12 protein-coding genes and 1 pseudogene are annotated in these 16843 nt (G+C 44.8%); 1 reads left to right on the forward strand and 12 read right to left on the reverse strand.

The window, feature by feature from the left end:
* Positions 1 to 11: 11 nt before the first annotated feature.
* The 9 genes and pseudogenes from FS628_RS12130 to FS628_RS12170 all read right to left on the reverse strand — a co-directional run bounded on the left by FS628_RS12130 (position 12) and on the right by FS628_RS12170 (position 11647).
* Positions 12 to 1925, reverse strand: coding sequence for a beta-glucoside-specific PTS transporter subunit IIABC (locus FS628_RS12130; RefSeq protein WP_145322202.1), 1914 nt, complete (start codon positions 1923 to 1925; stop codon positions 12 to 14).
* A 416-nt stretch (positions 1926 to 2341) separates the two neighbouring features.
* Complete coding sequence (locus tag FS628_RS12135; RefSeq protein WP_145322204.1) at positions 2342 to 4282, reverse strand: beta-glucoside-specific PTS transporter subunit IIABC; 1941 nt, start codon at positions 4280 to 4282, stop codon at positions 2342 to 2344.
* 167 nt (positions 4283 to 4449) lie between these two features.
* Complete coding sequence (licT, locus tag FS628_RS12140) at positions 4450 to 5289, reverse strand: BglG family transcription antiterminator LicT (RefSeq protein WP_036613486.1); 840 nt, start codon at positions 5287 to 5289, stop codon at positions 4450 to 4452.
* Between the two features lie 214 nt (positions 5290 to 5503).
* Complete coding sequence (locus FS628_RS12145) at positions 5504 to 5818, reverse strand: hypothetical protein (protein WP_145322206.1); 315 nt, start codon at positions 5816 to 5818, stop codon at positions 5504 to 5506.
* A 57-nt stretch (positions 5819 to 5875) separates the two neighbouring features.
* Positions 5876 to 6437, reverse strand: a pseudogene (locus FS628_RS12150) (shikimate kinase).
* Between the two features lie 168 nt (positions 6438 to 6605).
* The gene (locus FS628_RS12155; protein WP_145322208.1) at positions 6606 to 7763 is read right to left on the reverse strand and encodes an acyltransferase; all 1158 of its coding nucleotides are present in this window, start codon (positions 7761 to 7763) and stop codon (positions 6606 to 6608) included.
* Positions 7764 to 7834: 71 nt separating this feature from the next.
* Positions 7835 to 8368 (reverse strand): GNAT family N-acetyltransferase, encoded by a 534-nt coding sequence (locus tag FS628_RS12160; RefSeq protein ID WP_145322210.1) that lies wholly within the window; start codon positions 8366 to 8368, stop codon positions 7835 to 7837.
* The gene (locus tag FS628_RS12165; protein WP_145322212.1) at positions 8349 to 8825 is read right to left on the reverse strand and encodes a putative immunity protein; all 477 of its coding nucleotides are present in this window, start codon (positions 8823 to 8825) and stop codon (positions 8349 to 8351) included. The genes FS628_RS12160 and FS628_RS12165 overlap by 20 nt, the downstream gene beginning before the upstream one ends.
* A 101-nt stretch (positions 8826 to 8926) precedes the next feature.
* Positions 8927 to 11647, reverse strand: coding sequence for an alpha-L-rhamnosidase (locus tag FS628_RS12170; protein ID WP_145322214.1), 2721 nt, complete (start codon positions 11645 to 11647; stop codon positions 8927 to 8929).
* 134 nt (positions 11648 to 11781) lie between these two features.
* On the opposite strand from FS628_RS12170, the gene FS628_RS12175 reads away from it, so the two are divergent.
* Positions 11782 to 12666, forward strand: coding sequence for an AraC family transcriptional regulator (locus FS628_RS12175; protein WP_145322216.1), 885 nt, complete (start codon positions 11782 to 11784; stop codon positions 12664 to 12666).
* Between the two features lie 10 nt (positions 12667 to 12676).
* Here FS628_RS12175 and FS628_RS12180 read toward each other — a convergent pair whose 3' ends face one another.
* The 3 genes from FS628_RS12180 to FS628_RS12190 all read right to left on the reverse strand — a co-directional run bounded on the left by FS628_RS12180 (position 12677) and on the right by FS628_RS12190 (position 16841).
* Positions 12677 to 13243: a 5' nucleotidase, NT5C type gene (locus FS628_RS12180; protein ID WP_145322218.1), complete on the reverse strand. Its 567-nt coding sequence runs from the start codon at positions 13241 to 13243 to the stop codon at positions 12677 to 12679.
* Positions 13244 to 13408: 165 nt separating this feature from the next.
* Positions 13409 to 14872, reverse strand: coding sequence for a glycoside hydrolase family 1 protein (locus tag FS628_RS12185; RefSeq protein ID WP_145322220.1), 1464 nt, complete (start codon positions 14870 to 14872; stop codon positions 13409 to 13411).
* A 49-nt stretch (positions 14873 to 14921) separates the two neighbouring features.
* A complete protein-coding gene (locus FS628_RS12190; protein ID WP_145322222.1) occupies positions 14922 to 16841 on the reverse strand; it encodes a beta-glucoside-specific PTS transporter subunit IIABC in 1920 nt (639 codons plus the stop codon).
* Between the last annotated feature and the right edge of the window lie 2 nt (positions 16842 to 16843).

Genomic DNA, 16843 nt, shown 5'->3' on the forward strand with positions numbered 1-16843 from the left:
TTTATTTTCAATTAGCTTAATACGGTAATCAGTTTATCTTTCTCATGAACGGATGCGTCTTTGGTTCCTACAACGTCCAGATAATTTGAAGTATTAGTGACAATGATCGGTGTAACCGTCTCATATCCTGCATCCTTAATCGCTTGCAGATCAAACTCAACAATCAGGTCACCTGCGTTAACACGGTCTCCGTCTTTTACATGGGTTGTAAAATGTTCACCTTTCAGCTTTACCGTATCCTGTCCAATATGGATCAGCATCTCTACACCATCATCGCTTACAAGACCAATGGCGTGTTTGGTACGATATACGGTTTGAACGACACCTGTGATCGGAGATACCACTCTGCCACTGGTTGGACGGATTGCAATCCCTTTACCCATGTGCTCTCCTGCAAACGTTATGTCATTAATTTCGTTCAGTGCAACAACTTCACCAGCCATTGGGCTTACGATTTCGTATCTGCTGTTCGGATTTGGATCAAGTACTGGTGCTGGAGCTGGTGTAGCTTCTACTTTGTCTTTGAATCCAACCACGTACGTCAGAATGAAACCAAGGATGAACGCGATACCACATGCAACCAGAGCCATATAGAATCCTGAATCAACGCCTGTTGCTTTATTAATGAAGCTTGGGAAACCGAACACGCCCAGTCCACCAAAGATGTATAATTTCGAACCGGCCAATCCCAAGATACCGCCACCGATACCACCTGCAATACAGCTCATGATAAACGGTTTTTTCAGTGGAAGTGTCAGACCGTAGATGGCTGGCTCAGTCACACCGAAGATACCCGAGATGAATGCAGGAATACCTAATGATTTCAATTTCGTGTTTTTGGTTTTCAACATTACGGCAAGTACAGCACCTGTTTGAGCAAAGGAAGCGGCGAAAGACATCGCAACCACCGGGTCAGCTCCGGATGTGCTCAGGTTGAGAAGCATAACCGGCACGAGTCCCCAGTGAAGACCAAACAGTACAAACACTTGCCACAATCCACCAATAATCAAACCTGTAGCAACTGGACTTAAATCATAAATACCTGTTGCTCCTGCACCAATCAATTGGCCTGCCCAAGTGGATACTGGACCAATAAGAATGAATGTTGCCGGAACGATAACGAGCAAAGTAAAGAATGGAACAAGGAACGTGCTAACGACTTTAGGAATAATGTTTTTAAAGAATCTTTCAATTTTAACAGCGAAGAATGTAGCGATAATGATTGGAATAACCGATGTTGAATAGCTCATCAGAATAACCGGAATACCCAGGAACGTGATGTGAATCGGTGATTCAAACAATGTACCTGCAAACAGGGTGTACAGTGGATCTCCAGCAGTCAGACCGGACAGCGTAGGATAAACTAATGAAGCACCTATCGCCATACCCAGGAACGGTGAACCGCCAAATTTCTTGATTGCAGTGTAACCCAGGAAGATCGGGAAGAAGTAGAACAGACAGTCACCTGTTGCATTCAACAATTGGTACGTTCCGGAGGTATCTGTAATCCATCCGAATGATAAAAACATGGCTGTGAAACCTTTGATCATACCCGTTGCAGCGAGCAAACCGAGTAGCGGTGTGAACACACCGGAGATCATGTCGATAAATCGGCTGAACAACCCAACTTTTTTGCCTGAGTTGTCCGCTTCCTCTTCAACTTGTCCTTCACTTGGGAAATTCCCTACTTTAACGACCGCTTTATATACATCCGGCACTTCATTGCCGATAACGACTTGATATTGTCCACCACTTTGCATGACGGTAATAACACCTGGCAGATTTTTAAGTTCTTCCGTTTTGGCTACGCTTTCATTTTTCAGTTTAAACCGCAGTCTTGTTACGCAATGGAATACACTGTTTACGTTCTCGCGACCACCTACACGTGACAGAATGTCCTTAGCCAATTGATCGTAGTTGCTCATTGTAATTCTCCCTCTCTAAGTAGACTCCCCATGACTTTTGAAACAAATAAAACCTGAACCACTGAACATACACAACATACCGGATCGTCCGGAAATCAGTCGTGTTATTCAGCAATTCAGGTTTTGCCCTTAACGGTTGCAACCCTGTAAGGCTGTACACATTGGTATTTAATTATTTGGATAACGAAGGTAAGTTGCATCCCATATCCTCAAAGCTGAGGAAGGTCGGAATTGCCTGATTGAACAGTTACAACCCGATTAATGTATGCGCTTACTTCTTGAACTCATCATAGTACATCTGAACTACATTTGCAACACTTATTTTTGAGATATTACAAAATATATCGAAGCTACCGGAAATGAAAAAAAGGGACAACTTCGAATGAATCGAAGTTGTCCCTGCACCTGAAACAGAATTAGCCAATAACGGTAACCAATTTATCCTTCTCTTGCACTTTACGCTCTGTCGTTGCGACCACGTCCAGATAATCTGCAGTATTCGTTACAATAATCGGAGTTACGGTCTCATATCCTGCCTCAATAATAGCCTGCAGATCGAATTCAACGATCAGGTCGCCAACATTCACACGATCTCCGTCTTTCACATGTGCAGTGAAATGCTGACCTTTAAGCTGTACCGTATCCTGACCAATATGGATCAGAATCTCTACACCTTGATCATCTACAAGTCCAATCGCATGCTTGGTACGGTATATCGTCTGCACAACACCATTAATTGGAGATACTACTCTTCCACTGGTTGGACGGATAGCAATCCCTTTACCCATATGCTCACCAGCAAATGTGGCATCATTAATTTCTTGCAGCGGAACCACATCACCCGTCATCGGGCTGGAAATTTCGTAGCGATTATTTGGATTAGGCTCAAGTGCAGCCTTCTCTTCTTTTACCGGCTCTGGAGTCTGTTTGGCAGCCTCTGGATTAGCAGGATCTTTGAACCCGAAAACATACACGAGAACAAAACCTAATACAAAAGCAATGATTGTCGCAATCATGGCCATCCAGAATTGATAGTTAATCCCTTCTGTCGGACTAATTAGCGCCGGAACACCGAAGATACCGGAAGCAAATACAAACATTTTGGAACCTGCGAATCCAATAATACCTCCAGCTGCTGCAGAAGCTATACAGCTCATAATGAACGGTTTCTTCAATGGCAATGTAATACCATAAATTGCTGGCTCAGTTACCCCAAAGATCCCGGACACGAAGGCAGGAACACCCAGTGATTTGAGTTTAGTGTTTTTTGTTTTAAGCATGACGCCAAGAACAGTACCAATCTGAGCAAAGGAAGCAGCAAACATCATTGCCAGAATAGGGTCTGCTTTCAGTGTGGACAGATTGAGCAACATGATTGGTACGATTCCCCAGTGTAATCCGAAGATGACCAATACTTGCCACAATCCACCAACAACAATTCCGGTTACCAATGGACTCAAGTCATAGATGCCCGATACGCCGGCACCAATCAACTGACTTGCCCATGTCGCGATTGGACCAATCAATAGGAATGTTACTGGTACAACAATCAGAATCGTAAAGAATGGCGTGAGGAACGTTCTCACAACAGACGGAATGATCTTTTTGAAGAAAGCTTCTACTTTTGCTCCGAAATAAGCAGCAATAATAATCGGAATTACGGATGAGGAATAGCTCATCAAGATAACAGGAATACCCAGGAACGTGATATGAATCGGTGATTCAAACAACGTGCCTGCAAACAGCGTATACAATGGCTCTCCACCGCTAAGACCGGTTAAGGCCGGATATACCAGCGAAGCTCCGATGGCCATCCCCAGGAATGGAGATCCACCAAATTTTTTCATTGCGGTGTAACCCAAGAAGATTGGGAAGAAGTAGAACAAGCAGTCTCCTGCAGCATTCAACAATTGATATGTTCCTGAAGCCGGGTCAAGCCATTCGAGAGAAGTAAACATGGACAGGAATCCTTTAATCATCCCTGTTGCAGCTAGCAAGCCGAGAATTGGTGTAAATACACCCGAGATCAAGTCGATAAACCGACCCAGAAGACCTTCTTTTTTACCGGAAGATTCAGACTCATCATCACTAGAGACCGGTTCATCCGCACTCATATTACCAACCTGTAGCAAGGCTTTATACACATCAGACACTTCGTTACCCACGACTACCTGGTACTGCCCACCGCTTTGCATTACCGTTATGACTCCAGGCAGATTTTTGAGGTCGTCTGTTTTGGCATTATTGTCATTTTTTAATTTGAAACGAAGTCTGGTCGCGCAGTGCACCACGCTGTTAATGTTCTGTTTTCCACCAACGCCAGACAGAATGTCTTTGGCTAATTGCTCGTGTTTCATGAAGTCTTTTCTTCCTTTCTGGATAAACACGGATTCAAAGCATATTGGAGAGAATAAAAAAACCTGAACATCTGAATGTAGGGAACATCCGGTTAACGGTATGTTCTGTCATTCAAGCGTTCAGGTTTTGCCCTAGTGGTTGCAACCCTGCAAGCTGATCTATGGGATTATTCAGAAGTTGCATTCACAACTCTCTCAATATGGATCGTTAAGTACATCAATTCTTCGTCAGTTAGTTGATACGTGTAGTTGCTTTCAATGAATTTCTTGATTTTCTCCGAGCACTTGTGCGCTGCTGGATACTTTTTCTGAATCATCAGGAACAGTTCATCATCGTTGTTGCTCTTGTAATGTTTTCCCTTCACCAAACGTTGGGCGAAAAACTTCAAATGCGTCACAAAGCGATAAAATGTCAGTGAGTTCTCATCAAAATCAATCTTGAAATGATACTTGATGATTGTCAAGATTTCCTGCATGACCTGCGTCATACTCTTGATGTTGGGCATTTCCTCATTCAAAGCTGCATTGACAAAGTGAAGTGCCATAAAACCGGCTTCGTCCTCGGGCAAGATCACACCAAACTGATCACAGATCATATTGAGCGCTTCCATTCCGACTTCATATTCCTCTTTATATAACTGCTTTGTCTCCCAGATTAACCCGTTGCGTATGGGCAGATTCTTGCGATACCGCTCAATGGCAAAGTGAATATGGTCTGTAAGATGTAAGTAAATGCTCTCATTTAATTTCTTGCCAAGTTTTAGTTTGGCATAAGCGATGATTTCCTCGGATACTTTCATGTATTCCAGAGGAATGCTTGAGATTAATGCCTTGAAGTTTTCCTGAATATCTTCATTCTGTAAAGTAAATATCTTGTCGATATGCTGCTCGGAAACCATATCACCCGCCCGCTTCTGATAAGCAATCCCCCGGCCAATGATAATAACTTCCTGTTCGTCATTCATTGCAACTACAGCATTATTGTTCAGCACCTTCTCGATTTTCACTTTATCACTCCAATATACAGAAAAAGACAAACCAATCCCTTTTCTCAAGGTATACGGCTTTGCCTGATTCAACAGTTACAACCCGATATGTTGTACGCGCTTCCCTCATAATATTACAAAATTCTACACAGTGCAACAAAAAGTTAATATCGAATTAGCATGACTCCCGATCTAGGTAAATATACTCACAGGAGTGAGCAAATCAAGAATTATTTTACAGGGATTCACGGTTTATTGATTTGCTGTCTTTCTCCAGTTCCGCTTCGATTCTTCGATTAATCATGTTCATTTCTTCTGAGCTCAATTGATCAACTTGAGTGTATTCTTTATCCATCTCGTACTCTTGCGCCTCACCTTTGTTCATTAACCCCAGATGATTCTTGATATCCCGGATATCTTCACGCATATGCATCGTCTGGCGGTATTGGTCTACAACAAGCGCAAAAACAATGCCCCCGGCCACTATTGGACCAAATGGGAACAAATAACATAAAACAAGTCCTATGAGCAAAAATAAAACAAAGTACATGATGTAATGCCCCTCTCATATAAAATATCTACTCTGCTAAGATAAACGTTTCATAGATCACAAATTAAATCGTTCCTGAATTAACTTTGCCACCTCATCCGGGCTCTTGTGTGTGTTATCAATCCGTATGTAGTGTTCATGTGTGATTTCTCCCGGTGCCGAGTTCAATCGATAAAGCTTCATCGTATCAAGCAAATCTCGCTCAGACCACGCGATGTCACGCTTTGTTGGCTTATGTAACAGGCGATGCGGACTTTTATTCCGCTCCAATCTTTCCGATGCATCAGCTTCCAGTTCCACATAACAGACCTGGCCTCCATTAGATTCGAATAACTCGCTGATCTGACGAATGTACTCTCCGTCTTTCGCCAAATCAAACGCCCATACAAATGTGAAAATCAAACCCGGCAGGTCACTCTTCGCCACTTCTTCAAAAATCTCCTGACGGAACAGACCCACTAGTCTTTTGCCTTGTGGTGTACCGTAACTAAAATAAGGAGATACCAGTTCAATCGTCATATGATTGTGAAACAATTTCAGGATTCGTTATCTTCTCCAGTTCTTGTCCAACCGTCATTTTGCCCACAGCCTGCGGTCCAAAAATAATTACAAATTTCATTCGATCACTCCTGACCAAGGTAATATTCATCCCATTAATTGAATTTTATGGACATTAAAATCTATATTACCTTGTTAAGGGCAAATAAAAAAGAGGTTTCAAGTAATCCTCTCGATGGTAGAGGGCTTGAAATCTCTTTGCTTAACACTTGTGTATGTTTATTCTAACTTAACGTCCAATCAGTACCCATCCCCACTTCATCCGGCGCAATCCGATTGCGAACACCCATGAGATCAAAAGCGCCACAACATAAGAACATATGATGCCCAGACTGAAATGTTGAGCCAGTTCATCTGTGAATTCACGCCTCCAGAAGAGCAACACAAGTGGATGCATTAAAAATACACCGAACGCAACTGTACCAAGGGAGTCCAGAACACGCGTAGCTTTACGAACCTCGATATGTTTTCCTGTACCGATTCGTTCACTTATAATTAACAGGAGCAAACAAGCTGAAAGTGTAAACAGATTTCGGAAGGTAAACAGCATCGTGTATGTCACCACCGGGTACGGAGCAAGAGTCGTTTTGATATAAGCATTACCATATATAAAAATGGCACCTCCGCTCAACAATGCAACTATAAGCACATAACGGTGAGTATACAGTTTCTTCAATGCCCACTCAAAGTTCAACCCAATCCATGCGCCAAATCCAATCACAATTAGGTAACTGGGTAACAAACTGCCTGTTCGTTCAAAGTGAAACTGCAAGTGCAATGCATAGAATATCGCCTGAGCTGCAATAAAGAATAATGGCAAGTACCGATTAAACAGACGATGACGTGTAAATGACAGAAGCAATGGAAAAACGATGTAGAACTGAAGGATAATTAGAAAAAAGTACAAGTGCGTATGGGCCGTTCCCATCACTAATTGTTTGGCAAACTGAACACCATGTGTCAGAGGTTCTTTACCAGCAAGCAGCTGTTTGATGGCAAAATAGATAAGAGACCATACGACATAGGGTACAAATACATAGAATAATCGCTTCTTATAAAATGCTTGCATCCAGCCCTTCTCATACTTCTTGGAACTGTAATTGTAGAACAAGACCAGAGAGGACAGGAACAGAAACGCTGGAACGGCAAATTGCAAAAACGTGTTCCAGAAGTAATACACATCATGATCTAATGTATGCTTGGGGTAATGCGCAACTGCTGTTGAAGTCGCATGAATAGCTACCACTGCCATGATGGCAAAAGCACGATAGAGATCCAGATACTCAATTCGCCGGGGCCGATTAACCGGTTGATTCATAAAGATAACCTCACTTGTGCCTGATATGGGATGATAGTTTCCGGCCGCAATCCAGATTCTATGCTTCATTTTAATCAGCACTCGAGGGTAATACAATCATAATCTATATTATTTTCGTTATATTACATCATTATTCTGCATTATTCGACATTTTCTATCCAGAATCGTTCAACTACGTTGCCATTGGACTCCACATAGTCTTCATCACGAATGCCACCATTTCGAAGGATAACCCTTCTGGAAGGCTCATTCATCGCATCGCATACGACCAATACTTTGGTAATTCCAAGCTCTCTTGTTTTCTCCAAAGAAAGCCTGAGAATTTCGGAACCATAGCCACTTTGCCGCTCTCCTGGACGAATGCCATAACCAATATGTCCTCCGCTGTTGAACAATTTGTCGTTAAGCTCATGCCTTATATTGACGGCCCCCACGATTTGTTGTCTCTCCGTGACCAGCCAGTATGTACTGTCTTTGACCCAGCCGTCCGGGATGTCGATCCCTTGTTCATTGCGCTGCAAAAACGCCAACATCTCATCGAACGCATAAGGATCTTTGGAAATGACCCAAGGTACCATCAACTCTCCACTTTTGACCCAGTCTTCATAAAATGCCAAATAGGCTTCCTTATATGCTCGTGATGGTTTAATTAATCTAACGTGTTCTTTCCCCATGGTCCGTATTCCCTCCCAACAGATATTGATATTGCCACGTTCTCTCCTCCAGGATACGCTGTTCTTGCTCTTCCATCGGAGATTCATAAAAGATAGCTTTCACTGCGTACGTTGCAGCATGTACCGCATGTTCCTTCACATGAGCAGTTGCAGCTGCATGCCCCGCCGCACGAGATGATGCAGAGGCAGCGACATTATCGGCTTCCCGTGCAGCAGCATGAGCTGCAAAAGCCGCCTTTCGAGCATCAACCATGGTAATCTCACCACGGATCCAACCGCGTCCTGCGGCAATGGCATTACGGGCTCGGCGATCCTCCAACTGCTGCGCCTCAAATATAGGCAAGACACGTTCAGCACACTCCGCAGCCCAACAGGCCAGTGTATGGTGATCCTTTTGCTTAGCCAGATCCTCAATCTCACGACGTAAAGGTGCATCTTTGAAGGCAGGTTTTGCCATGGTTATGCTCCTTTCGTTGTTCACCTTTAAGGAAAGTTCGAAAAAGGATCTGCGTGTGAGCAGACCCTCTTCAAATGTACATCTTTCTGCTTATTCTATTATTATACAGACTCTGTCAATCTGGCTTCTTGCGCATCCTCTTCCTTCCCCGCATTAAAGTATTTGTACGTGAATTGGTAACTTCCAGATCCCAGTGTGACTTCGGTATCGTCTCCAATACTCTGAATATCCTGAACTTCACTCACTTGCTCCAAAGGTTTCCCTTGCTCCAGAATCAATTGACCACCAGCTCCAGGCAAACGAACCGTGCCTGTCGTATTAACGGGAATATGCACCCGTATCTCCATTTCGTTATCCGCCAGTCGGTGCCAACTGGATGCGACCTGACCATACATCGTCTCCAAACTCGCTTCCACCCAATCCAGTCCCGGTCCGGGTTGCGGCTCGATATGCACCATTCGGAATCCTGGCTGATGTTCATCGGACCGAATGCCGGCAACATAACGATACAACCATTCTCCAATCGCACCGTACGCATAGTGGTTAAATGAGTTCATATCAGCACTCCAAAGACTGCCATCCTCTTTGATCCCATCCCAATGTTCCCAGACAGTCGTTGCACCTTGAGTCACCTGATACAGCCAGGACGGATAATCCTCTTGAAAGAGTAATATATATGCCAGGTCGTGAAGACCTGAATCACTCAGTACCGGATTCAGATAAGGTGTGCCCACGAATCCTGTAGTAAGATGATTGCCCGCCTCTTTCACGAGTTTTGCCAATTGTTCAACAGCACGAGTATGAGCAGTGGCGTCCAATAGGTCAAATTGAAGCGCAAGAACATGCGCTGTTTGCGTCGGAACAGCAATTTTGCCGGCTGGAGTCACGAATTCATTTCGAAACGCATGAACAATGTTCTTATGCAACTGCTTGTAATATTCAGCATCGTCTGTCTTTCCAAGGACCTCAGCCGCTTTTTGAGTTAACGAAACCGAATAGGCATAGAATGCAGATGCTACATAGTCCGTGTCCGTTGCGCCCACATAACTATCGGGCTTGGAGTCCAGTCCCAGCCAATCGCCAAAGTGGAATCCCGTGTTCCACAGATATGGATTGTTACCCTGTACGTGAATGTATTCAATCCAGCGCTTCATACTCTCATATTGCTCGGCCAGTAATCTGGCATCCCCGTACATCTCATAGATGGTCCATGGACAGATGACTGCTGCATCACCCCAAGCGGCAGAAGAATGGCTGGTGTCTCCCCATCCTTCTGAGGTGGAACTTCTCAGATCTGGAACGAAGAATGGAATACCGCCATCTTCTCCCTGGTCCGCTTCCAGATCCCGCAGCCATTTAGTGAAGAAGGGAGCCGTGTTCATCAGGTAGGACGACGTGCGGACAAACATCTGCGCATCGCCGGTCCACCCAAGCCGTTCATCCCTCTGTGGACAGTCTGTCGGCACATCAAGGAAATTCCCCTTTTGCCCCCACAATATATTGTGATGCAGCTGGTTCACCAGTGGACTGGAGCACGAGAACTGACCTGTTTGCTCCATATTCGAGTGCAGCACTATTCCGGTGAACTCCTCCAGACGAACGTGTTCCGGGAAGCCAACCAGCTTCACATATCGGAACCCTTGGAACGTAAAATGCGGTTCAAAAGTTTCCACTCCATCTCCCTTACAAGTGTAGCGAATGCACTGCTTGGCTGCGCGAAGATTATCGGTGTAAAAGTTGCCTTCATGATCCAATATCTCAGCATGGTGCAGCTCCACCGTCTGACCCGCCTCACCTTGAAGGCTGAATTTCACCCATCCAACCATGTTCTGCCCCATATCTATTACACGATCTCCCTGTGGGGTTGTTAGCAAGGCGATTGGCTGCAACTGTTCGACTTGGGTGACGGGTACGTTCTCCTGCGCAACGATGATATCTTTGGGATGCTCCAGTACGTTCACGGGTGACCAATTCGTCTGAGATGAATCCGACCAATCGGACTCCAGTCGAGCATCATACGTCTCCCCCATATAAATGTCCGACATACGAATGGCGCTTGGAGCAGCCGTCCACTCCCCGTTGGAGAGAATACATTCCTCTGATCCATCTTCGTATTTCATATGCAGTTCCAGCAGCAATGCGGACGTTGAACCAAATATCTCCCGTTCTTTGTTCCAGCCAAGATACCCTCGGTACCAGCCATCTCCCAGATTAGCACCTAAAGTATTCTGTCCATTCTGAAGCAGGTGGGTAACATCATAAGTTTGATATTGTAATCGCTTACGATAAGAAGTCCATCCCGGTGTAAAATAATCTTCTCCTACTCTTGTGTTGTTCATATGCAACTCGTATAATCCAAGTGCTGTCACATATATTCTGGCAGACGTAACCGATTGTTTCACATTAAACTGCTTGCGCATTCGCGGGCATGACCTTTCCCCATCGTCCGCTGGTTGAGCTGTAATCCATTCCGCTTTCCATCGGTTGTTGCTATCCATCAGTCCCATTTCAAAATAAGCCGTTTCGGACCAACCGGATTCCTTTCCTGCATCATCCCAGGCCCGAATTCGGTAGTAATATCGCGTTCGCGGAGAAGGCTGAAAATGGTTTAATTCCACATGTATGGATTGATCCGTGCTTATCTCGCCAGAATCCCATGCAATCTCATCAAAATCTTCCGTCAATGACAGCTGAATCTGGTATGCGGATTGCATGCAGTTCCGACGATCCGATTGCAGCTGCCAGCTTAAACGCGGTGATTTTAAGTCGAGGCCAATCGGATTAATTCTATACTCACAGCGAAGGTGACTAACGTTGAACATTAGCAGATCGTCCTTTCCATCTTGGCTTCCCATTCGGGGTTACGATATAATTATATCGACCCTGTTGTCGTAAATACCCGGTAATCAGGACTATTTCATCCGGTAGTTCAGCCATCTGTGCGAGGAGGTTACTTGTGAATTCATCTGTACAACTTATGAAAAGTGAGTACTTTCTGCATAACCATCTGCAGCTTTTCGTCAATCGTTGCTCTGAAGATTTTGTACTTCCATTTCACGCACATGATTTTATTGAGTATAGCTATGTTTCCGAAGGAAAGGGCTTTCATCATATTGGTGAAGATGTCATTCCGGTGACGAAGGGGATGCTGTTTGTCATTCCTGTCGGTGTCCCTCATGTTTTCCGTCCTGTGAGCACCAACGTAACCGAGCATCCGTTAATTCTATATAATTGCCTCTTCAATGCTGAATTGATCAACACACTGACATCCGTCATTCAGGAAAAAGAAATCATTCAACATCTGATGGATCTGGCACAAAATCAGATTCCTTATATATCCGTTGTGGATCACAACGACCAGATTGAAGAACTAATGGTGAAGCTGTATCGTGAATCCTCCGTTCCGGGAATCGGTTCGTCTACTATGTTATACACTCTGGTAAGCCAGTTGGTATTGATGACCTACAGACAACTCAATCAAGAGGTTCATAATGAAGAAATTCATTCTACCGATTTTGAGTACATTCTTCATTATCTCAAGCAACACGTAAGCAATCGGATTCGGATGTCAGATCTCGTACGTGTATCCGGCTGGAGCGAAAAGCAGATCGGACGAATGTTTCTACGGCATACCGGACAGACCTTTAGCAGCCACCTGCAACATCTTCGTATACGAAAAAGCTGCGAATTGCTTAAGAGTTCAGGGCACAAAGTCAGCCTGATTGCAGAGCTTGTCGGATATCGGGATATGGATTCATTCTACGCTGCATTCAAAAAAATAACAGGCGAAACGCCACTGACCTATCGCAAAAAATCCAGAGCACTGCGCTCTGGACAATAAAATTAACGTTTCAGACACTGACAACCTGTAACACTTCATCTATGTAAGCCTTGGCCTCTTTCCAAGAAGACATCAACGGAAAGTTGTATCGCTCACGCTCCTGTATGTTCCATGGATGTGGGATACAGATGACCTTTTTGCCGTCCTCATGCGCTGGAATCAGGTTATGTGCTCCATCATCAATGAGCAGATCGAAACCGAGCAAGTTTTTTCTTTTGCATGTAATAAACTGTTCTGCGGTAATAAAAGGCATATGCTGCTGAAGCCAGTTCCACTTCTCAACAACTGTTCTTGGTTCTGCTGCCGTTACGACTATGACATCATAAGCATCGTTCAGCTTTCGCATCTCATCTACAACATACTCGTCATATAACTCCAATTCCTCGAACAGACCCGGCCGACCATAAAATACATCGTGCGTGCTCTCTGGATGACGCAAATGGGATGTATCCCAATGAATCATATCCTCGTAGCGAAGCGGATGGGTCGGGAAGTTGAGGTTGTTGTGATAAATAGCCCGCTTAACCAGATGACATATCGTGTCATCCATATCTACAGCTATAATAGGCTTCTTCATGGTTATCCCCCCCCAATACGAACACAGTATACCATCCCGAATGTTATGAAGTCATCTTTTTCACATTACAGTGCCATTAGCCTTCAAGAGAATTCTGCCAGATTATAATAAAAAGGCGCCCCTGCGCCGCAATGATGCTACGCCGGGGTGCCTTTATAGATTGATCTATTCCAAGTTCTCACCATTCGAGGCAATGACTTTTTGGTACCAACCAAAGCTTTTTTTCTTATAACGATTCAATGTGCCCTGTCCGTTGTCATCCTGATCCACGTAGATTACGCCATAACGCTTGGACATTTCCGAAGTGGATGCACTGATGATATCAATCGCTCCCCAGTTGGTATATCCCATCAGGTCCACACCATCCATAACGGCTTCTTTCATTTGTGTGATATGTTTTCTCAGATAATCAATCCGGTAATCATCGTTGATGGAGCCGTCTGCTTCAACCGTATCTTTCGCGCCAAGGCCGTTCTCCACCACAAACAATGGCAGTTGATAACGGTCATACAGCTCTTTCAATGCCACGCGCAGACCGATTGGATCAAGCTGCCAGCCCCACTCCGTACGCTCCAGATTCGGGTTCTTGATCGTACTGTACAGGTTGCCTCCAGTTACTCCATATTCCTCTGGATTTACTGCGGACACCAAGGATGTGTAATAACTGAATGAGATGAAGTCAACTGTGTGCTCACGCAGGATCTGCTCGTCCCCCGGTTCCATGGCAATCGTAATCCCGTTCTCTGCCCAGTACCGAGCCATGAACGTTGGATAACTACCACGAACTTGTACATCCGTATGCAGCAGGTTCAGCTGGTTATCAATCTGTGCTTGCAGTACATCCTCTGGCTTCGACGTCGCCGGGTAGTGAATCATGCGAGCAAGCATACATCCGATCTGGAAGTTCGGGTTAATCTGACGTGCTTTCTCTGTCACCAAGCTGCTGGCTACAAATTGATGATGAAGCGCCTGATAAGAAGCTTGCATCGTGTTCTCAACTCGATCTTCAATAATACCGCCACCTGTGAAAGGTTCAATAATGGTTGTGTTAATCTCATTGAACGTCAACCAGTATTTGACCTTGTCCTTGTACCGGGTCATCACGGTTTCCGCATATCTCACAAAATGTCCAATCACTTCGCGACCAGCCCAGCCATTATATTTCAGGACAAGTGCCATAGGCATCTCATAATGCGAGAGGGTTACAAGTGGTTCGATATTGTATTTCCGGAGTTCATCGAACACTTCGTCATAGAAACGCAGTCCCTCTTCATTTGGCTCGGAATCATAACCATTCGGGAAAATACGCGGCCAGTTGATGGACAGTCGGAATGTCTTGAAACCCAGCTCGGCGAACAGCGCAATATCCTCTTTGAAACGGTGGTAAAAATCAATCCCGTAACGCTTCGGATAACCTTCTGCACTGTGATGTGCCATTGCTTTCTCAACCGTTGCACTGGTAACATGCATCAGCTCTCTAAGGTTGGTATAATCCTTTTTCTCAAAATAAGGAACCATGTCGGCTGTCGACCATCCTTTGCCGCCAGCGTCGAATCCACCTTCAGCCTGGTTGGCGGCAATAGCGCCGCCCCATAGAAAACCTTCCGGAAACCCTTGTCGATTAATCATTCGTATCTCTCCTTCTTTTGTTGATTTTATCTTTTAGTCCTAAGACAGTTTAGATTTCAGCTTTCAAGACGTCTTCACCCATCGTGATTTCACCCAATTTCACAGGTAGAACCTGCTTGTAATCAGCCGTATTGGTAACAACCATGGCCGTTGTAATATCGTATTCTTTTGCAATTTCGGCCAGTTCAAATGTGAGCAACTTGTCTCCAGCCTGTACACGTGCTCCTGTAGCAACATGTGCATCGAAATACTGTCCACGAAGCTTCACTGTGTTAATTCCAACATGAATCAGCAATTCCATTCCGTTATCACTGCGGACAACGATCGCATGTTTCGTTTTGAACACATTCATGATGGTACCAGTCACTGGAGATACCAATTCGCCCACCGTTGGAACAAATGCCACACCTTTACCCATCAATTCATCACCAAATGTTGGATCGTTGACTTCTTTGAGCGGGATGGACTTACCTGTCATCGGTGCAACAGCTACTGCATCACTCGTTGGTGTTGGATCGCCCATGTCGTCCACATTTACGGTTGCAGCGTCATTGGAAGTTACTTTCGCTGGTGCTGTAGAAGCACCCGGTGAGAATTGAGCTAACGCCTCTGCGTCTCCTTCTTCTTCCTTAATACCAAATATCGTAGACATGATTGCACCCACGACAAAGGCCAAAATCATACCCCCAAAGGAATACCAGAAGGTCTGTCCGATCAGGGAAGGAAGTCCTGGGAGACCCCCGTTACCCGCAAGTACATACGCTTTTGCGCCAAAAGCAAGGGCGAATCCGCCACCCACTGCACTACCAATCATGGCTGCAGCAAATGGTTTTTTGTATTTCATATTTACGCCGTACATAGCTGGCTCCGTTACACCCATCAGAGCTGTAAAGCTCGTAGACAATGCCACGGTTTTAAGTTTTTTATCTTTTGCCCGGAAGAATACGCCGAGTGTCGCACCAGCCTGACCCATATTGGAGATAAAGGTCAATGGCAAGAATTTATCGAAGCCCAGTGTAGCGATATTACTCAGGATGATCGGCACAAGTGCATAGTGCATTCCTGTCATAATAATGAGCGCCATCGCGCCGCCCAGAACAATACCTGCAATCAATCCGCCTTCATTCAGCAGCCAGTTGATACCGCCAGACAATCCGCTACCTACAAAAGTACCCAATGGACCAATTGCAATCAGCGTTACCGGAACCATTACAAGCAAGGTAATCAGTGGCACAAGCAATAGCTTGAGCGCAGCAGGGATAACGCGGTCAACCCATTTCTCAACATAGGACATCAACCATACAGCGAGTAAAATCGGAATAACCGATGAAGCATAACTTACTGCTGTAACCGGGATTCCCAAAAACCCAACCGATTCACCACTAGATAACAATGCTGTCATGTCTGGATACATCAGTGCCGTACCTAGTGCAATCGCAACAAACGGGTTACTGCCGAATTTTCGAGCAGCGCTGACTGCAATCAGTAAAGGCAGGTAATGGAATACGCCGTCACCAATGGCTGAAAGAATACGATACGTATCCGTTCCGGCAGACATCCAACCTACGGACACGAATAGTGCAAGTAATCCTTTGAGCATACCTGCCGCAGTAATCGCTGGAAGCATCGGGGCAAAGACACCTGCGATTGTTTCAAAAATTTTCAGCACGACATTTTGTTTTTTATCCGACTTTGGCTCTTTATTTTCTGTAGTTTGCTGGATTGCCGGATTTTCCTTCACCATGGCATCGAACACTTTTGCCACATCATTACCGATAATGACCTGGAATTGATCCCCGGAAATATTCGTTCCCATGACCTTATCCAATTTCTTGAGTGAGCCGTTGTCGACTTTATCGTTGTCTTTTAGATCAAAGCGCAAACGTGTAACGCAGTGATACACCGAGTTAATATTGTTTGTTCCCCCAACGGCTTTAATGATTTCCTGCGCCGTTTCCTGATGTTTCATGA

The sequence above is a fragment of the Paenibacillus xylanexedens genome, assembly GCF_007676705.1.
In the GTDB taxonomy this organism is placed as follows: domain Bacteria; phylum Bacillota; class Bacilli; order Paenibacillales; family Paenibacillaceae; genus Paenibacillus; species Paenibacillus xylanexedens_C.

What these genes read in the sequence shown, in the direction of transcription:
- FS628_RS12130 (WP_145322202.1), bottom strand. Translation starts at nt 1,925, where the DNA reads ATGAGCAACTACGATCAATTGGCTAAGGACATTCTGTCACGTGTAGGT.
- FS628_RS12135 (WP_145322204.1), bottom strand. Translation starts at nt 4,282, where the DNA reads ATGAAACACGAGCAATTAGCCAAAGACATTCTGTCTGGCGTTGGTGGA.
- FS628_RS12145 (WP_145322206.1), bottom strand. Translation starts at nt 5,818, where the DNA reads ATGTACTTTGTTTTATTTTTGCTCATAGGACTTGTTTTATGTTATTTG.
- FS628_RS12155 (WP_145322208.1), bottom strand. Translation starts at nt 7,763, where the DNA reads ATGAAGCATAGAATCTGGATTGCGGCCGGAAACTATCATCCCATATCA.
- FS628_RS12160 (WP_145322210.1), bottom strand. Translation starts at nt 8,368, where the DNA reads ATGGGGAAAGAACACGTTAGATTAATTAAACCATCACGAGCATATAAG.
- FS628_RS12165 (WP_145322212.1), bottom strand. Translation starts at nt 8,825, where the DNA reads ATGGCAAAACCTGCCTTCAAAGATGCACCTTTACGTCGTGAGATTGAG.
- FS628_RS12170 (WP_145322214.1), bottom strand. Translation starts at nt 11,647, where the DNA reads ATGTTCAACGTTAGTCACCTTCGCTGTGAGTATAGAATTAATCCGATT.
- FS628_RS12180 (WP_145322218.1), bottom strand. Translation starts at nt 13,243, where the DNA reads ATGAAGAAGCCTATTATAGCTGTAGATATGGATGACACGATATGTCAT.
- FS628_RS12185 (WP_145322220.1), bottom strand. Translation starts at nt 14,872, where the DNA reads ATGATTAATCGACAAGGGTTTCCGGAAGGTTTTCTATGGGGCGGCGCT.
- FS628_RS12190 (WP_145322222.1), bottom strand. Translation starts at nt 16,841, where the DNA reads ATGAAACATCAGGAAACGGCGCAGGAAATCATTAAAGCCGTTGGGGGA.